Annotated in this window: 13 protein-coding genes; 3 read left to right on the top strand and 10 right to left on the bottom strand. The window is 50.9% G+C overall.

The window, feature by feature from the left end; all coding sequences use genetic code 11:
- Positions 1 to 161: 161 nt before the first annotated feature.
- Positions 162 to 593: a hypothetical protein gene (locus L855_RS06450; RefSeq protein WP_159785684.1), complete on the top strand. Its 432-nt coding sequence runs from the start codon at positions 162 to 164 to the stop codon at positions 591 to 593.
- Positions 594 to 686: 93 nt separating this feature from the next.
- Positions 687 to 950: a hypothetical protein gene (locus L855_RS06445; RefSeq protein ID WP_192925003.1), complete on the top strand. Its 264-nt coding sequence runs from the start codon at positions 687 to 689 to the stop codon at positions 948 to 950.
- Positions 951 to 1,130: 180 nt separating this feature from the next.
- On the opposite strand, the gene L855_RS06440 is transcribed toward L855_RS06445, so the two are convergent.
- Both L855_RS06440 and L855_RS06435 read right to left on the bottom strand, forming a co-directional pair.
- Positions 1,131 to 1,337 carry a DUF2283 domain-containing protein gene (locus tag L855_RS06440; protein ID WP_159785681.1) on the bottom strand — a complete coding sequence of 69 codons (207 nt, stop codon included), beginning with the start codon at positions 1,335 to 1,337 and terminating at the stop codon, positions 1,131 to 1,133.
- A complete protein-coding gene (locus tag L855_RS06435; RefSeq protein ID WP_159785678.1) occupies positions 1,337 to 1,594 on the bottom strand; it encodes a DUF4258 domain-containing protein in 258 nt (85 codons plus the stop codon). Before L855_RS06435 ends, L855_RS06440 begins: the two co-directional genes overlap by 1 nt.
- A gap of 154 nt (positions 1,595 to 1,748) precedes the next feature.
- Between L855_RS06435 and L855_RS06430 the strand changes: the two genes are divergently transcribed.
- Positions 1,749 to 2,012, top strand: a complete 264-nt coding sequence (locus L855_RS06430) for a DNA-binding protein (RefSeq protein ID WP_159785675.1) — start codon at positions 1,749 to 1,751, stop codon at positions 2,010 to 2,012.
- Between the two features lie 209 nt (positions 2,013 to 2,221).
- Here the strand turns inward: L855_RS06430 and dxs are convergent, their stop codons facing one another.
- The 8 genes from dxs to L855_RS06390 all read right to left on the bottom strand — a co-directional run bounded on the left by dxs (position 2,222) and on the right by L855_RS06390 (position 14,231).
- Positions 2,222 to 4,132, bottom strand: coding sequence for a 1-deoxy-D-xylulose-5-phosphate synthase (gene dxs / locus L855_RS06425; RefSeq protein WP_159785672.1), 1,911 nt, complete (start codon positions 4,130 to 4,132; stop codon positions 2,222 to 2,224).
- Positions 4,133 to 4,547: 415 nt separating this feature from the next.
- The gene (ftsH3, locus tag L855_RS06420) at positions 4,548 to 6,392 is read right to left on the bottom strand and encodes an ATP-dependent zinc metalloprotease FtsH3 (RefSeq protein WP_159785669.1); all 1,845 of its coding nucleotides are present in this window, start codon (positions 6,390 to 6,392) and stop codon (positions 4,548 to 4,550) included.
- A 162-nt stretch (positions 6,393 to 6,554) separates the two neighbouring features.
- Positions 6,555 to 7,370: an aminotransferase class IV gene (locus L855_RS06415; protein ID WP_159785666.1), complete on the bottom strand. Its 816-nt coding sequence runs from the start codon at positions 7,368 to 7,370 to the stop codon at positions 6,555 to 6,557.
- A gap of 153 nt (positions 7,371 to 7,523) precedes the next feature.
- Positions 7,524 to 8,357 (bottom strand): photosystem II manganese-stabilizing polypeptide, encoded by an 834-nt coding sequence (gene psbO / locus L855_RS06410; protein ID WP_159785663.1) that lies wholly within the window; start codon positions 8,355 to 8,357, stop codon positions 7,524 to 7,526.
- Between the two features lie 378 nt (positions 8,358 to 8,735).
- Positions 8,736 to 8,969: a hypothetical protein gene (locus L855_RS06405; RefSeq protein ID WP_159785660.1), complete on the bottom strand. Its 234-nt coding sequence runs from the start codon at positions 8,967 to 8,969 to the stop codon at positions 8,736 to 8,738.
- A gap of 25 nt (positions 8,970 to 8,994) precedes the next feature.
- Positions 8,995 to 10,707, bottom strand: coding sequence for a gamma-glutamyltransferase (gene ggt, locus L855_RS06400; RefSeq protein ID WP_159785657.1), 1,713 nt, complete (start codon positions 10,705 to 10,707; stop codon positions 8,995 to 8,997).
- Positions 10,708 to 10,737: 30 nt separating this feature from the next.
- Positions 10,738 to 13,686, bottom strand: a complete 2,949-nt coding sequence (locus L855_RS06395) for a PAS domain S-box protein (RefSeq protein WP_159785654.1) — start codon at positions 13,684 to 13,686, stop codon at positions 10,738 to 10,740.
- A gap of 104 nt (positions 13,687 to 13,790) precedes the next feature.
- Positions 13,791 to 14,231: a PAS domain S-box protein gene (locus L855_RS06390; protein WP_159785651.1), complete on the bottom strand. Its 441-nt coding sequence runs from the start codon at positions 14,229 to 14,231 to the stop codon at positions 13,791 to 13,793.
- Positions 14,232 to 14,532 lie beyond the last annotated feature (301 nt).

Raw genomic sequence — 14,532 nt, 5'->3', positions numbered from 1 at the left:
TCTAGGGTTCAAAACAGATGAATAGACATTTTGCGACATCCTGAGACATCGTGCGACATGATGCGACTTTTTGGGACAAACTATTAAGAGTAAACGACAAAATAGCTGGTAATTTTGGATTTGACTTGCCAAACTAGAACCATCAAATTCAAGGCAATGTCATGGAACATATTTCTAAAATCCTCCCCAATGTGATGCCAAATCTTATGATTCCCCAAAACAGCATTTCTCCGTTAATTGAGAGTGCGATCGCCCCCTCGCCAATCTCCCTAGACCGCTTACCCTATGCCGTTCGCTGGCATATCCCCGCCCACAAATACACCCAGGCGAAAGGCTTTCTCACGGGCTTAACCCAACAAGCTGGGGGCTACAATACCACTTTTTCTGAGGGCAATTGGTGGAATCCTGCTACTCAAACTTGGGTCGAGGAGCCGATTGTTTTGGTGAAATCCTATATGACGGCTGAGGTGTTGCAACGACAGCTTAATGCGATGCTGCGGGGGTCTTATCGGATGGGGAAAGACCTGGGAGAGAGTGCGATCGCCCTGGAAATTCTCAGCAACAACACGATGCTGATTATTCCCTGTGAATAGCGGTCAATCGTGGCAAAACCCACCTCATTGAACTGGGTGGGTTTTTTCTTCTGAAATCCAACAAACACAACAAATTCACCCTAACCAAAACTCATGATGATGATTTGTCCCTATAAAGATATGATCCAACTCCATAGCCTCCCCTGCACCCGAGAAAGCCGGGGTGGCTGGGTTTACTGTTCCTTCTGCGGTCAAAAGACGCGACCTGAGATTCCCCTGACGGTGATGGATGGTTTAATCGGCGTTTGGGTCATCGTCCTGATTGTCATCCTCGTGACGTCTTCCCTAGAGTCGCGTCCAAGACTTCGGGACATCATTACCTCTCCACAAAGCCTCAATTCATCATCAGGGGAGTGATACTGGGTTGAGAGGCCTCACCTATCATCCTATTGATTGTCACTCGACAATTTGGGAATCATCAGCTAGACCTTCATGGATTAAAATTAAGTGTCGTTTAAGAACAGCCTCCTATGGAACGCTCTATTATCCTTTCAGACACACTTGCCAACCGACTTGAGCACTATTTACCATCCCAGTCTAGGGTTTGTCCTGGGCAACCATATATTCAATAGCCTGTGGATTATCAATCCGTTGGGAAGCCTGAAGAATCTCAATCCCGATAACATTTTGACTAGAATCAAAATCTAAGATAATGCCGGGAATTTCCTCATCACTGTCTTCAATCTCTGCATCTTTAAGGGTAATCCGAATGATATCCACGTCGGCATCGTATTTAATTTTCATCAGTTTCTCCAATGTTTTCTAATTTGACTGGTTCGATAAACAGTTACAACAACAGCAGGTTCAACTTGGGTATTGATAAAAACACGCAATAAATAAGGTTTTCCTGTACCAAAATCGCATTGAGACTGATAAATTGTAATGACCTCACTTTGCTGAACCGTTTGTTCTGGATTTTCTAAGACCGCTTCTACAAAAGACATGGGAATCTTTCGTTTTTCCATCTCCTCTACGGCATGGTTTGAAAACCGAAAATTCATCACTCACTTTTACATAAATATATGAGCAAAAAATCGTCATGTGGTTTCGACCCTTGATTTTTTCTGATTTATGAAGTTGCAAACTCGTTCGATTGATTACGTCACATCCGACGCAAAGCCGCATTCGTCAACCCCAACCCCTCCTTAAACTCAAATGCCCAACTATGATTTTACAGTAACCTTTAACCTCCCCGACACAGAACCGCATCCGAGCCATTACGTTGATGTTTTGCAAATGAATGGGTGTGATGATGCCTTAGTTGGTGTGGGAAGATTCGGGAAAATTGCCTTGAACTTTACCCGTGATGCGTCTTCAGCAACTGAAGCAGTATATAGTGCGATCGCAGATGTGAAACGAGCCATTCCTGAAGCCAAATTGATAGAAGTTAGCCCCGATTTAACTAGCATAACGGGTTGATGTCGAGAGACAGCGGGAACTCGAATCCTTATTTACTCGGCTTCTTCCAGCTTGAGGTTAGCATGATGAGGGCTATACATGAACGCTGGAGGAGGGCAACCACAAGGGATTGCCCCTACGGCCATCTGTGGCACGAATGCCTGAAAAATTGAGGAATCCCCCCAATCCCCCCACCTGCATCACCCGACACCGATGGGGGGACTTCAACTCTACACCGCCAACCTTGACTTAGACTCGGCAAAGAAGGACTTGCGAATCGTCTCCGCCATCTGGGACGGCATCAAGCCCAAATCCGCCTTCGACTCATTGGGTTGTGCATGGTCCACCAGTTGGTCAGGAACCCCCAACCGCTTCACCGGAACCACCACATCGGCATCCATCAGGCCCTCAACCACCGCCGAACCAAAGCCACCCATAATGCAGCCTTCCTCCAGCGTGACCACCTTACCAATCCGTTCAGCCAACGGCCCAATCAACTCAATATCCAACGGCTTGACAAAGCGGGCATTCACCACCGTGGCCTCAATCCCATGTTCACTGAGAATTTCCGCCACCTGCATCGCCGGATAGACCATGGTTCCATAGCCGACTAGCAACACATCATCACCACTGCGGAGAACCTCACCCTTACCAATCGGCAACGCTTCCCAGCCTTCTTCCATCAAAGGCGCACCATAGCCACTACCGCGAGGATAGCGCATGGCAATGGGTCCCGAGGTATGTTCAACCCCCGTCACCAACATCTGCTGCATTTCCGCCTCATCCTTCGGCGCCATAATCGTCATATTGGGGATACAACGCAGATAGGCAATATCATACAGTCCCTGGTGAGTCGGACCATCGGCCCCGACAATCCCAGCCCGGTCTAAACAGAAGAACACCGGTAACTTCTGAATGCAGACATCATGGATAATTTGGTCATAGCCCCGCTGCAAGAAGGTCGAGTAAATGGCCACCACCGGACGCATTCCCTCACAGGCTAACCCCGCCGCTAAGGTCACAGCGTGCTGTTCGGCAATACCCACATCAATATATTGTTTGGGTAACTTGGCCTGGAGTTTATCTAACCCCGTTCCCGTGGCCATGGCGGCGGTAATGCCCAAAATCTTGGGATTCTCTTCGGCCAGGGTAATCAGGGTTTGGGCGAAGACTTTGGAGTAACTTGGGGGCGTGGGTTTCTTGGAGGGGTAGGCTTTGCCCGTGGCCAAGTCGAAGGGCTTTTGAGCATGATAGCCCACTTGGTCGTTCTCGGCGATCGCATAGCCTTTTCCTTTCACCGTGGCTACATGAACCAGAACCGGCCCCTTAATATGATGGGCCTTATTAAACGACTCAATCAACTCCTCCAGGTTATGACCGTCCACCGGCCCCATATAGGTGAAGCCGAGTTCTTCAAACACAGCCCCCACTTTAGGAATGGCCAGCCGTTTCATCCCTTCCTTGACTCGTTCCATCTCCGGGGTGAAGGTTTCCCCGAAGAAGGGCAAATGCTTAAACTGTTCTTCCAAGTTGTCAGTGAGGAACTGCACCGGGTCACTCAGGCGCATTTTATTGAGATAGCGAGGAATCGCGCCCACGTTAGGAGAAATGGACATCTCGTTGTCATTGAGAACCACCAGCAGATTGGTATCTGGCAGATGTCCGGCATGGTTAATGGCCTCTAGGGACATTCCCCCCGTTAACGCCCCATCGCCAATCACCGCCACGCATTTATAATCCTCTCCCTGGGCATCTCGCGCCAGGGCCATTCCTAAAGCTGCCGAGATACTGGTGGAGGCATGGCCTGCACCAAAATGGTCAAAGGGGTTCTCACTGCGTTTGAGATAGCCCGCCACCCCATCTTTCTGCCGTAGGGTGTGAAAGTCGTTATAACGCCCAGTAATTAGCTTATGGGGATAGGCCTGGTGGCCAACATCCCAAACCACTTTATCGCGATCGAGGTCTAGGGTTTGGTAGAGTCCGACGGTCAATTCCACGACCCCTAAACCGGGCCCGAGATGTCCGCCACTTGCGGCAATGGTTTGCAGATGCTTCTCGCGGATTTGACGGGCGATTTCTTCGAGTTGATGGATAGATAGCCCTTTAAGTTGATTCGGATGGGTAATTTCGCTTAGATGCATTGGTGCAAGTCCATGAATGGTTTATGATTGGCGGCATAATGCCGTTGGGATAAGTATTAAGCTGTTATTAAGCTGTTGTTTGTTGTTTTAGTGTGACTTAACATCTCAAAATAGTACAACCGCGCTGAAGTTTTACGGTTTTGTTACATAAGTTGCAGTTAAGTTTTGCGACAGATCCCCAAGGTTTTAAAAGATTTGTGCTACAATCGCAAACCTAAAATTAATGGTTAATATAGCACGAAATAGAATACGGAATCCGCACAGAGCGGAGTTTTCAAAACCCGATTCCGCATAACTCACCCCTAGCCCCGGAGGGGAAGGGAATAGGGATAACACAAAACCCCAGTCATGGCGACCGGGGTTTCATCGAAGAACCGAGAGGATTCCCGAGGCAATCCTCTCAGAATAATCAGAACTAGGCGATCGCCGCCATCTTCACATCACTACCCGAGAGCAGCTCTTGCAGTTCCTCAGCATCAACAGTTTCACGCTCAACCAGCATATGAGCCAACTGGTCTAACACCGAGCGGTTTTCTGTGAGGACTTGCTTGGCGCGGCTGTACGCCTCATCGACGAGCTTACTGACTTCCTCATCAATGGCCGCCGCCGTCTCTTCCGAGAAGTTGCGTTCCGAGGAAATATCGCGACCGAGGAACATATTACCCTGCTGACTTCCCAGAGCCACCGGTCCAAGGCGATCGCTCATCCCAAAGCGCATCACCATCTGACGAGCTACCCGAGCCACCTGTTGCAAGTCATTAGACGCACCGGTGGTCACTTCCTCCTCGCCGAAGATAATCTCCTCAGCCAGACGACCCCCGAGAGCCACTGCCATCTGATTTTGCAGATAGGAGCGGGAATATAACCCAGAATCCATGCGGTCTTCACTCGGGGTAAACCAAGTTAAGCCACCGGCAGCACCCCGAGGGATGATACTGATTTTCTGAACGGGGTCATAATCCGGCATTAAGGCACCGACGAGAGCATGGCCGGCTTCGTGATAGGCCACCAAGTTCTTGCGTTTCTCGCTCATCACCCGGTCTTTCTTCTCGGGTCCCGCCAGAACACGGTCAATGGCATCATTGACCTCATCCATGGAGATTTCCGTCAAATTGCGACGAGCGGCCAGAATTGCGGCTTCGTTGAGTAGGTTCGCCAAGTCAGCCCCGGTAAATCCAGGAGTCCGGCGAGCAATTTTCTCCAAGTCCACATCCTTGGCCAGGGTTTTACCGCGACCATGGACGTTAAGAATCTCGAAGCGACCGGCATAATCGGGACGGTCGACCACCACCTGACGGTCAAAGCGACCAGGACGCAACAGAGCCGCATCCAAGACATCAGGGCGGTTTGTGGCTGCGATGATGATAATACCAGTATTGCCCTCAAAGCCGTCCATCTCGGTCAGCAACTGGTTGAGGGTTTGTTCCCGCTCATCGTTACCGCCGCCTAAACCCGCACCCCGTTGACGACCAACAGCGTCAATCTCATCGATAAAGACAATACAAGGGGCGTTTTGTTTGGCTTGTTCAAACAGGTCACGGACACGGGATGCACCGACACCGACGAACATTTCGACGAACTCAGACCCTGAAATCGAGAAGAAGGGAACCCCCGCTTCACCGGCAACAGCCCGAGCTAAGAGGGTTTTACCGGTTCCGGGAGGGCCAACTAACAAGACCCCTTTGGGAATTTTGGCACCAATGGCGGTAAAGCGATCGGCGTTTTTCAGGAAGTCCACCACTTCTGTGAGTTCCAGTTTGGCCTGTTCAATCCCAGCCACATCGCCAAAGGTCACTTGGGTTTGAGGTTCCATTTGCACCCGAGCTTTGGATTTACCAAAGTTCATGGCTTGGCTACCGGGGCCAGATTGGGCGCGGCGTAATAGGAAGAAGAGTCCCACCAGCAGCAAGATGGGGAAGAAGAGGCTACTGAGAGCGCGGAACCAGAACCCGTCATCGGTTTGGGGTTGCACCCGCACATCGAGATTGTTTTCCGTGAGGATATCAATCAGTTGGGGGTCATTGGGGAGATTGACCACCACTTTGCCGCTTCCGTCGGGGTTGGTATAGGTGGCTTCGGTGCGATCGGAACTGATGGCCACCGTTCCTTCTACCTGACCGCTTTCGACGGCGCGGATAAATTCACTATATTTAGCTGTTTGTTGAGCTTGGGGCTGTTGGTCAAAGAACGTCGTCCCTAAGGCGATGACGACGATCGCTAGTAATGCGTATAGCCCTGCATTTCTCCACCGTTTATTCACCGGGGGTAATCCTCCTTTCTTTGATAATTTCTGTAATGACGCTCGAATCTGAGATTTTATGAGACCTTGTGTTAACTTATATTAACCTAAACCCTCCTGATCCTGCAAAGATTCCCAAAGTTGAGGAATTTGAATCCAGCGAAATCCCTTAAGGTAAGGGGGTTAGAGAGATTTTAAACGCGATCGCAACTCGGCGATCGCCTCCTGTCCTCCATCATAACGTTCTGTTTCAATCTCTTGGCCGGGTCTGGGCGATCGCAGCACCTGGCGAATCGGAACCAACTCCACCACCGCATTACTATAAGCCAGCCCCTCAAACCGCCGCACCACCGAGGGAAGCCAAGGCTGCTCAGACACCTCCAGGCCCTGTTGCCGAGCCGCTTGCAGGAGCTGCGATCGCCCCAAACCGGGCAAAATTCCCGCCGACAGCGGAGGAGTCCACCATTGTCCGTCCCACCACCCCCAGAGATTGCCGGTACTGGTTTCCAACCACTCCCCCCGTTCATTAACCAAAACCGCCTCCAACGCCCCCCAACGGCGAGCCTGCTGCAACGCCAACCAGGGGCCCAAATAATTTCCTGTCTTCCGTTGGGGCAACCCACGAGCAAACCCTGGCCCCTCCGCCAACCAGGCCACAATCCCCTGCTGCTGTCGTTGTCGCAAATCCTGGGGGAGTTCTCGTCCCGTAATCAACGCCCGGCCATCCGCAAACAGTGTTACCCGCAACACCGCAAACCCCCCCGCCATCTCCTGGGCCCCCGTCTCCAGTTGCCGCCAATCCGGGGCCATCCAATCCAACGCCGCGATCGCCCCCCGCAACCGTTCCACATGGTCACACCAAGCCGTCCTCGGGTCCAGCAATCCCCCCTCATACACCCGTAACGTCGTAAAGGTCGTCGCCCCATACAAAAACCCCGGATCACTCACCCCCAACTCAATCCGCTCCCCAGAACAAATCCGGCCGTTATACCAATACATCTCTACTACCTTCTTCCCCCTACTGCCTACTGCCTACTGCCTTCTTCCCCCTACTGCCTTCTTCCCCCTGTTCCCTGTTCCCTGTTCCCCAAAAAAAAGACTGCCCAAAGCATCACCTCAGGCAGCCCCTAAACCAAATAGAGTCAGAGAATCTTAGACCTTCGGTTCAACCCGACCATAGAACAGACCGCGAATTTTCACATCCACAGGTTCCTTAGAGCCTAAATCCGTATCCGAGGCTTGAACCGCCTCAAAAATACCAGCAATCTCTCCGGTTTCACTTTTCACCTTCGAGACTTGCAGAGAGATGTTGCCGTCCAACACCGGCGTGTCTTTCACATTCTCCCGCATGATTTCCTCATCATCCGCCGCCGCAGGAAGTGCAACTGCGTTGTCATAGCCTGTCGCTTGACCCCGGCCTTTCGGGTCGAGGAAACTGGCACCGCGATAAGAAGGAACAATATAGTCACCTGTTAAATCTGTCGAGGTGCTGATACCGGTTTGGCCGTTCGGAGTCGTGGCCACCAGTTTCTTAATGGTAAACAGCATTGGGATTTGCTCCCCACCGGGAAGTTGCACCGTGATGGCTTGGAAATCAATCCCATACTGTTCTTCAAAGGTTAAAACCCCATTGCTGTCCAGGGTTAGATCTCCCGTCACTTGGTCCAGAGAGGAGGTATAGCGAGTTAACGCTTTGGCGTTGATAAACTTGGCTTCTTCACGCTTGTTCGCGGCTTCTTCTTTCACGAAATAGCTCGTGGGTTCGAGGCATAAATCCGTCAAAATGTAGTCAGAACCCACATCCAGGTCAAAGGACCCCCGAGCCGTTTCCGGAAGCTGGGGACAACTATTGGCAAGTCCGGTATCTTTAATCTGATCGTAGGTGTAAGTTTCATCGCTTAATAAGCTGATGGGTTCTTCGCCGCAAGCGGTTAGGAACCCAACGCACATTGCGAGGAGTAGGGCAACTAAAGCACGATATCTCATGGGTATTCTTATGTCTTGTCGATAAATTCAGATGCTGTGCGTCAATCAAGCAGGATTGGTGGTGGTCTCACTCCACCGTCATGAGGATACCGCAGACCTGCACCCTTTGGAAAACTTCAAGGGAAACGGCGGGTTACTGCGATAAAACGGCAACGGTCACGGGCGATCGCCGACAATGAGAGTTTTATGATTCTATCAAACCCTCGTCCTTTCTTGACTCCTCCTCGCCAATTCTCTGCCTAGAGTCTCGGGATCTGCTGGCCCTAGCAAATCTGGACTCTTGAATGTAATAAATTGTTACGAATCTGCCAATATTTTGCAAAATCATGATAGGCGGAGAAGCCCTGTTAGCCATCCCACTGCGGTAGGGTTCCTCATTTATGACTCCCGCCGAAACAGGTTTTCAACCCCCTCAAGAAGCACATCACCAAAGCGTTGAATTTCTTGCCAAAGGGCGTTCGGGTCAATCCCAAACAACAGTTGTAACAACAACACGATCGCCGCCACAGACAACGCTGTCGAGAGGGTAGTGTGAATTACCCGCATCAGCCAGGTAAACACTAACCAAGCCAAAATCAAGGCAGCCACCAGAGTAATCAGTTCAGTAGGCATTGGGGGACATTGCGCGGAACCAGCCCTACCAGCCTAGCGCAGTGCCGTCCCCTCGGGGGTCAGCTGCCCCCTGCAACCGGTTATCCTCCGTCACCACAATGGCATTGGCATTTCCCCAACCCTGCCATTGGTTAATCTCATGGCCCCGTTGCCGCAAGTTTTCCACCGTCTCTGAGGCAAATCCCCCCTCTTGTAGCAATAGCTGATCCGGTAACCATTGATGGTGGAAACGAGGAGCGGCGATCGCCGTCGCCACATCCAACTCATACAGAACCACATTCAACAACACTTGTAGAACCGTAGTAATAATCGTACTGCCCCCAGGAGAACCTAAGGCCAGACGTAACTGATTCTCCTCCAAGACAATCGTCGGCGTCATACTCGACAGGGGCGTTTTCCCCGGGGCGATCGCATTGGCCTCTCCCCCCACCAACCCGTAGAGATTGGGGACTCCCGGGGCAACAGCAAAATCATCCATCTCATTATTGAGCAAGATTCCCGTTCCCGCCGCCACAACTCCCGCGCCGAAGCCTCCATTCACCGTAAACGTCAAACTCACCCCATTGCCATCACCATCCACCACCGTCAAATGACTGGTTTCGGGAGACTCCCACACCTGATTCAAGCGCGAGGGGTCCACCGCCGTCACCTTCGCCGAATCTCGGGCCTGGCCCTCATCAATCTGGGGACGACGATAGTCAGCATAAGCCGCACTAATCAACGCCGCCACCGGAACCTCTACAAAATCAGGATCTCCCAAATACTCCGAGCGATCGGCATAAGCAATCCGCATCGCCTCCGCCAAAAAATGCACCGTATCCGGGTGATGGGGGTCTTGGGCTTCCAGGGGGCGATCGCCAATCAGATTGAGAATTTGCAACAGATGCACCCCACCCGATGACGGCGGCCCCATAGCACAGACCTCAACCTGACGAAATGTCCCACAGAGAGGATCGCGCCAAATCGGTTCATAAGCCGCCATATCTTCCCGAGTCACCAAGCCGCCATAGGCCGCCATATCCGCCGCGATCGCCTCAGCAATCTCCCCCTCATAAAAATCCCGAGGATTCTCGGCCAAACGCCGCAAAGTGGTCGCTAACTGAGGCTGTCGCAACCGTTCCCCCACCTCATACAGCTCTCCCTCCCGCGTAAACGCCTCCCGGGCCGCTGGATTAGCCAACAACACCTCCTGACGGCGTTCTACCGCATCCACAAACCGCTGATGCACTGTAAATCCCTGTTCCGCCAACCTCAGGGCCGGCTCAACCACCTCCTCCCACGGCAACACCCCATAGCGTTGATGCACCTCAACCAACCCCGCCACGGTTCCCGGAACCCCAACGGCCCGATGGCCATCCAAACTGGCCCGAGGTTCCGGTTCCCCCGACTCATCCAAATACATGGTTTCCGTCGCCGCCAGGGGGGCCCGCTCACGAAAATCCAAACTGTGCATCTGCCCCGCTTCCGCCTCAAAAAACAGCAAAAAGCCACCGCCACCAATTCCCGCTGAAAACGGTTCCACCACGGAAATTGCCAAGGTACTGGCCACCGCCGCATCTACCGCATTGCCCCCCTGCTGCAACATCATCAGCCCTGCCTCACTGGCTAAGGGATGAGCCGAAACCACCATCCCCTGGGAATAGCCTTCTGGCTCCTGGGCGCGTCCCGGCTCAAGGGCCAAACTCCCGAGACAACAAAGACAACTCAAACCGGATGTGACGAGACCTAAAAGCCGCATTGTTCTAAACTCTATATGCTTGAACTGAAACTAACTTAAGACGGATACTGAGACCTTCGGCGAGCAACTGATAGGAATTTGCACCGTAAAGGTACTCCCCTGACCAGGAGTAGACTCACAAATCAGAGTTCCTCCATGGCGTTCTACCACAATCTGATAACTAATGGATAAGCCTAACCCCGTCCCTTTCCCCACGGGTTTCGTGGTGTAGAAGGGGTCAAAAATGCGATCGCAGATATCCGCCTCCATCCCGGTTCCATTGTCACGAATTTGCACCTGTACCCGCTCCTGAGCCGTTAGCCGCGTCGTCACCTCAATGACGCCTCCATCGCCTTGTGGCCGCTCCAACATCGCCGCCTCCACCGCATCAATGGCATTAGCGATGAGATTCATAAACACCTGATTAAGCTGTCCAGCATAGCAGTTCACCCGAGGTAAGACCCCATACTGACGAATCACCGAAATCTCCTGACGCTCACTGTTGGCCCGGAGGCGACTCCCGAGAATCGTTAGGGTACTCTCGATACTCTCATGTAAATCGACGGCCTTCACCTCCGACTCATCGAGCCGTGAGAAGGTTCGCAGCGATCGCACAATCTCCTGAATCCGCACGGCCCCCGTCTCAATGGAGTCAAAGAGTTTAGGGATATCCTCCACTAGATAATCTAAATCAATCTCAGCGATACAATCCTGGATCTCTGGACTCGGCTGGGGATAGGTCTGTCGGTACAACTCCAACAGAGTCAGCAGATCCTGATTGTACTGTTTGGCATGAACCAAGTTGCCAAAGACAAAACTAATGGGATTATTAATCTCATGAGCCACCCCAGCCACTAATTGTCCTAAACTGGACATTTTTTCCGCTTGGATGAGTTGAGCCTGGGTGGTTTGTAGCTGTCGTAGGGTGGCTTCGAGTTCCAAGGTTTTCGCTTTGGCTTGTTGTTCAGCTTCTCGGGATTGTTGGTAGAGGAGAGCCTGCTGAATGGCGATGGCCAGGCGATCGCAAACCACCTCAATTAACGCCACATCGCGATCGCACCAAGATTGGGAAGCAATTTCTCGGGTACAGGCCAGGGTTCCCACGGTCGTCTTTCTGGTCTCGACGGGGAATAATAGCAACGACTTATAACCAAATCGCTGCAATCCAGTTCTCAACTTCGGATCGTCGAGTTCGTCAACATCATCAATGCGAACAATATCGTCAGATCTCAACAGGGGACTCAGCAGTCCTGCAAAAATTCGTGGGTACTCGTCCAAGCGATTGGGTAACTCTTCCCGCTTGGCCTCAGCCGCCAGTTTCAGATCATCATTTGAGGAATTGGGATGATGCCACAGGAAATAACAGCGATCGACCCCCAACAGGACATATAATTCCCGAACAGTGGTTTCAAGGATTTGTTTGGGGTCTAGAGACTGGCGAATTTGCTGAGCCAAACGGTTGACCAGTTTTTCTTGCTGGGCCAGGGAGCGGTATTTGGCTTCTGATGCTTGTAAGGCCAGTTCTACCTCTTTCCGTTCGGTGATATCGGTTGACGTTCCAATCAACCGTTCAATGGTTCCCCGTCCATCAAATAATGGGGTTAACACGACCTGAGACCAAACGCGACGTCCTTGATGTGAAAAGGCTTCTTCATAGCTAATTGTTTGACCTGCTGAGATACAATTGCGGTAATTTTGTAAGAATAATTCCCCAATATCATCACCAAAGGCTTCTTGGGGGGTTTTTCCAGCAATTTCTTCTGAGGAAATCCCCATGAGTCGCTCCGTAAATCCATTCCAGCCCGCAAAGCGAAATCTACCATCTTCACAGACATCAACCACAAAGACGATATTTCCCTGATTATCATAAATCGTTCGCAGGAATTTTTCTTTTTGTCGCAGTTGTCGCTCAATCTTTTCAACATCAGAAATATCGCGAATAATGGTGGAGAGATAAGCTTCAGACTCAGAAGTCGCTGGATGAGCAATGACAAGCTGAGATGTGGGGATCAAGGTTCCATCCCGACGACGAATCTCGGAAATTCCCTGCCAAGACCCTGTTTTTAAGGTTTGAGGGATAACCCATTCTCGGCATTGAGCCACAAATTCTGGGGTTAAAAAGTCCTCAATGTGATAGTGAGATACATCTTCATCGAGTTCTAATCCTAATGTTTGTCGTCCGCCACGATTAAAATAGGTGATATTCCCTTCTAAATCGGCGCTACTGATAATATCGGGAGAAGCGTCAATAATAGCAATGAGTCGTTCCCGTTCTAATTGAGCCTGCTTGAGGTCACTGATGTCGCGGGCGATCGCATACATAGCTTCATCGTCTGGAAACGAAACCACCGTCCAAGACAACCAACAGTAAGCCCCTGACGCTGTTCGCAGACGATTCTCAAAACCCGCTATATTTTTTCCCTGCAAAACATCCGCCAGCTTTGACTCACTCGCATGGATATCATCAGGATGAACAAACTCTAAAACAGGATGAGCTTTGAACTCCTCCATGGTATATCCAAGCGTTGTTATCCAAGCTGGGTTAAGCCGTTTAAAGTAACCGTCAAAACCGAGAATACAGAACAAATCTAAGGCGCAATCAAAAAAGCGATCGCGTTCTGCCTCAAGTTGTTTGTTTTCTGTAATATCAAAGAGGACTCCATCCCAAATAATATCCCCATTGTCTCGTCGTTCTGGCTGAGAAATACCAGATAACCACTTGACTGTTCCAGAAGGCATATAATGTCGCCATTGACAAGTCCAAGTGCTCAGTTGCTCAGCTGATTCCAGAATCGTCGATTGCACATACTCCACATCATCGGGGTGAATGTTCTCCCAAATGGTATTCACATCGGCCTGAATCTCCTCGGGGGTCAGTTCATAGAGTTCATGAGCACGGGGGCTAATATACGGGTGGCGTGCAGTTCCATCAGGATGCAACACATATTGATAAATAACCCCAGGAAGATTCGCCGCCAACTTCTCAATGTGCAGTTCCATCAGGATGCAACACATATTGATAAATAACCCCAGGAAGATTCGCCGCCAACTTCTCAAACTGATTTTTTTTCTGCTGAGTTTGGCGATACTCCGTCAAATCCTTACTAATTCCCTGTAAACGCCGACCTCTGATTTTTTTTCTGCTGAGTTTGGCGATACTCCGTCAAATCCTTACTAATTCCCTGTAAACGCCGACCTCGTTCCGTCGATACTTGCCAAATTTGGCTCGATACCCAGCGAAACTCACCGTCAGGCCGTTGGATGCGATACTCCAGGACTAAATCAGCGCTTTCATCTGTATGTTCGAGGCTCGCCGTGATATAGCGAAGCCGATCGCGATCGCCCTCCGCGAGTTGTTCAAACCAAGTCTGGCCACTCTCATGAAATTGCTGTAGCGATCGCCCATACAGTCGTTCTGCTGAGGGATTCAGGTAAAGCATCTGCCCCGACGACGCATCAACTGTCCAGATGGCGTCGCTCATGCATTCAAACACTCGTTCAACACAAGGGCGTTCCAGGGTTTGCACGTCCGAGGACATAGACATGAATCGATAATCCTTCATAGTGAGTTAAAACTGACAGAGCGATTCCTAAAATAGCGAGGAAGCAGATAAAAAAAATTGATATCACTCATATAGTGAAAGTGTAGCGAAATTTTTAAAAGTCAACCCTTAGGGAATCGTCAACATCATCAAAACAATCGCCAAGCCCCAAATTGAACCGCGCTTAAAACAATCGGGGTTACCCCGCCCTCCTCCCATTATTCAGTCACTCTCAAACGTCCATCTCAATCGTAACCCTGATAGCTCGGCTTCACCCCATCCCCATCCTCAATCTCCAGTCGAT

Origin of the sequence: Sodalinema gerasimenkoae IPPAS B-353 (assembly GCF_009846485.1) — a bacterium.
GTDB classification, from domain to species: Bacteria; Cyanobacteriota; Cyanobacteriia; order Cyanobacteriales; family Geitlerinemataceae; genus Sodalinema; species Sodalinema gerasimenkoae.
The sequence above is the reverse complement of the archived record's forward strand: the minus strand, read 5'-3'. Positions and strand labels throughout refer to the sequence as shown.

What these genes read in the sequence shown, in the direction of transcription:
- L855_RS06445 (WP_192925003.1), top strand. Translation starts at nt 687, where the DNA reads ATGATGATGATTTGTCCCTATAAAGATATGATCCAACTCCATAGCCTC.
- L855_RS06435 (WP_159785678.1), bottom strand. Translation starts at nt 1,594, where the DNA reads ATGAATTTTCGGTTTTCAAACCATGCCGTAGAGGAGATGGAAAAACGA.
- ggt (WP_159785657.1), bottom strand. Translation starts at nt 10,707, where the DNA reads ATGCGGCTTTTAGGTCTCGTCACATCCGGTTTGAGTTGTCTTTGTTGT.
- L855_RS06440 (WP_159785681.1), bottom strand. Translation starts at nt 1,337, where the DNA reads ATGAAAATTAAATACGATGCCGACGTGGATATCATTCGGATTACCCTT.
- L855_RS06390 (WP_159785651.1), bottom strand. Translation starts at nt 14,231, where the DNA reads ATGTCTATGTCCTCGGACGTGCAAACCCTGGAACGCCCTTGTGTTGAA.
- L855_RS06395 (WP_159785654.1), bottom strand. Translation starts at nt 13,686, where the DNA reads ATGGAACTGCACATTGAGAAGTTGGCGGCGAATCTTCCTGGGGTTATT.
- L855_RS06450 (WP_159785684.1), top strand. Translation starts at nt 162, where the DNA reads ATGGAACATATTTCTAAAATCCTCCCCAATGTGATGCCAAATCTTATG.
- dxs (WP_159785672.1), bottom strand. Translation starts at nt 4,132, where the DNA reads ATGCATCTAAGCGAAATTACCCATCCGAATCAACTTAAAGGGCTATCT.
- L855_RS06405 (WP_159785660.1), bottom strand. Translation starts at nt 8,969, where the DNA reads ATGCCTACTGAACTGATTACTCTGGTGGCTGCCTTGATTTTGGCTTGG.
- L855_RS06430 (WP_159785675.1), top strand. Translation starts at nt 1,749, where the DNA reads ATGCCCAACTATGATTTTACAGTAACCTTTAACCTCCCCGACACAGAA.
- L855_RS06415 (WP_159785666.1), bottom strand. Translation starts at nt 7,370, where the DNA reads ATGTATTGGTATAACGGCCGGATTTGTTCTGGGGAGCGGATTGAGTTG.
- psbO (WP_159785663.1), bottom strand. Translation starts at nt 8,357, where the DNA reads ATGAGATATCGTGCTTTAGTTGCCCTACTCCTCGCAATGTGCGTTGGG.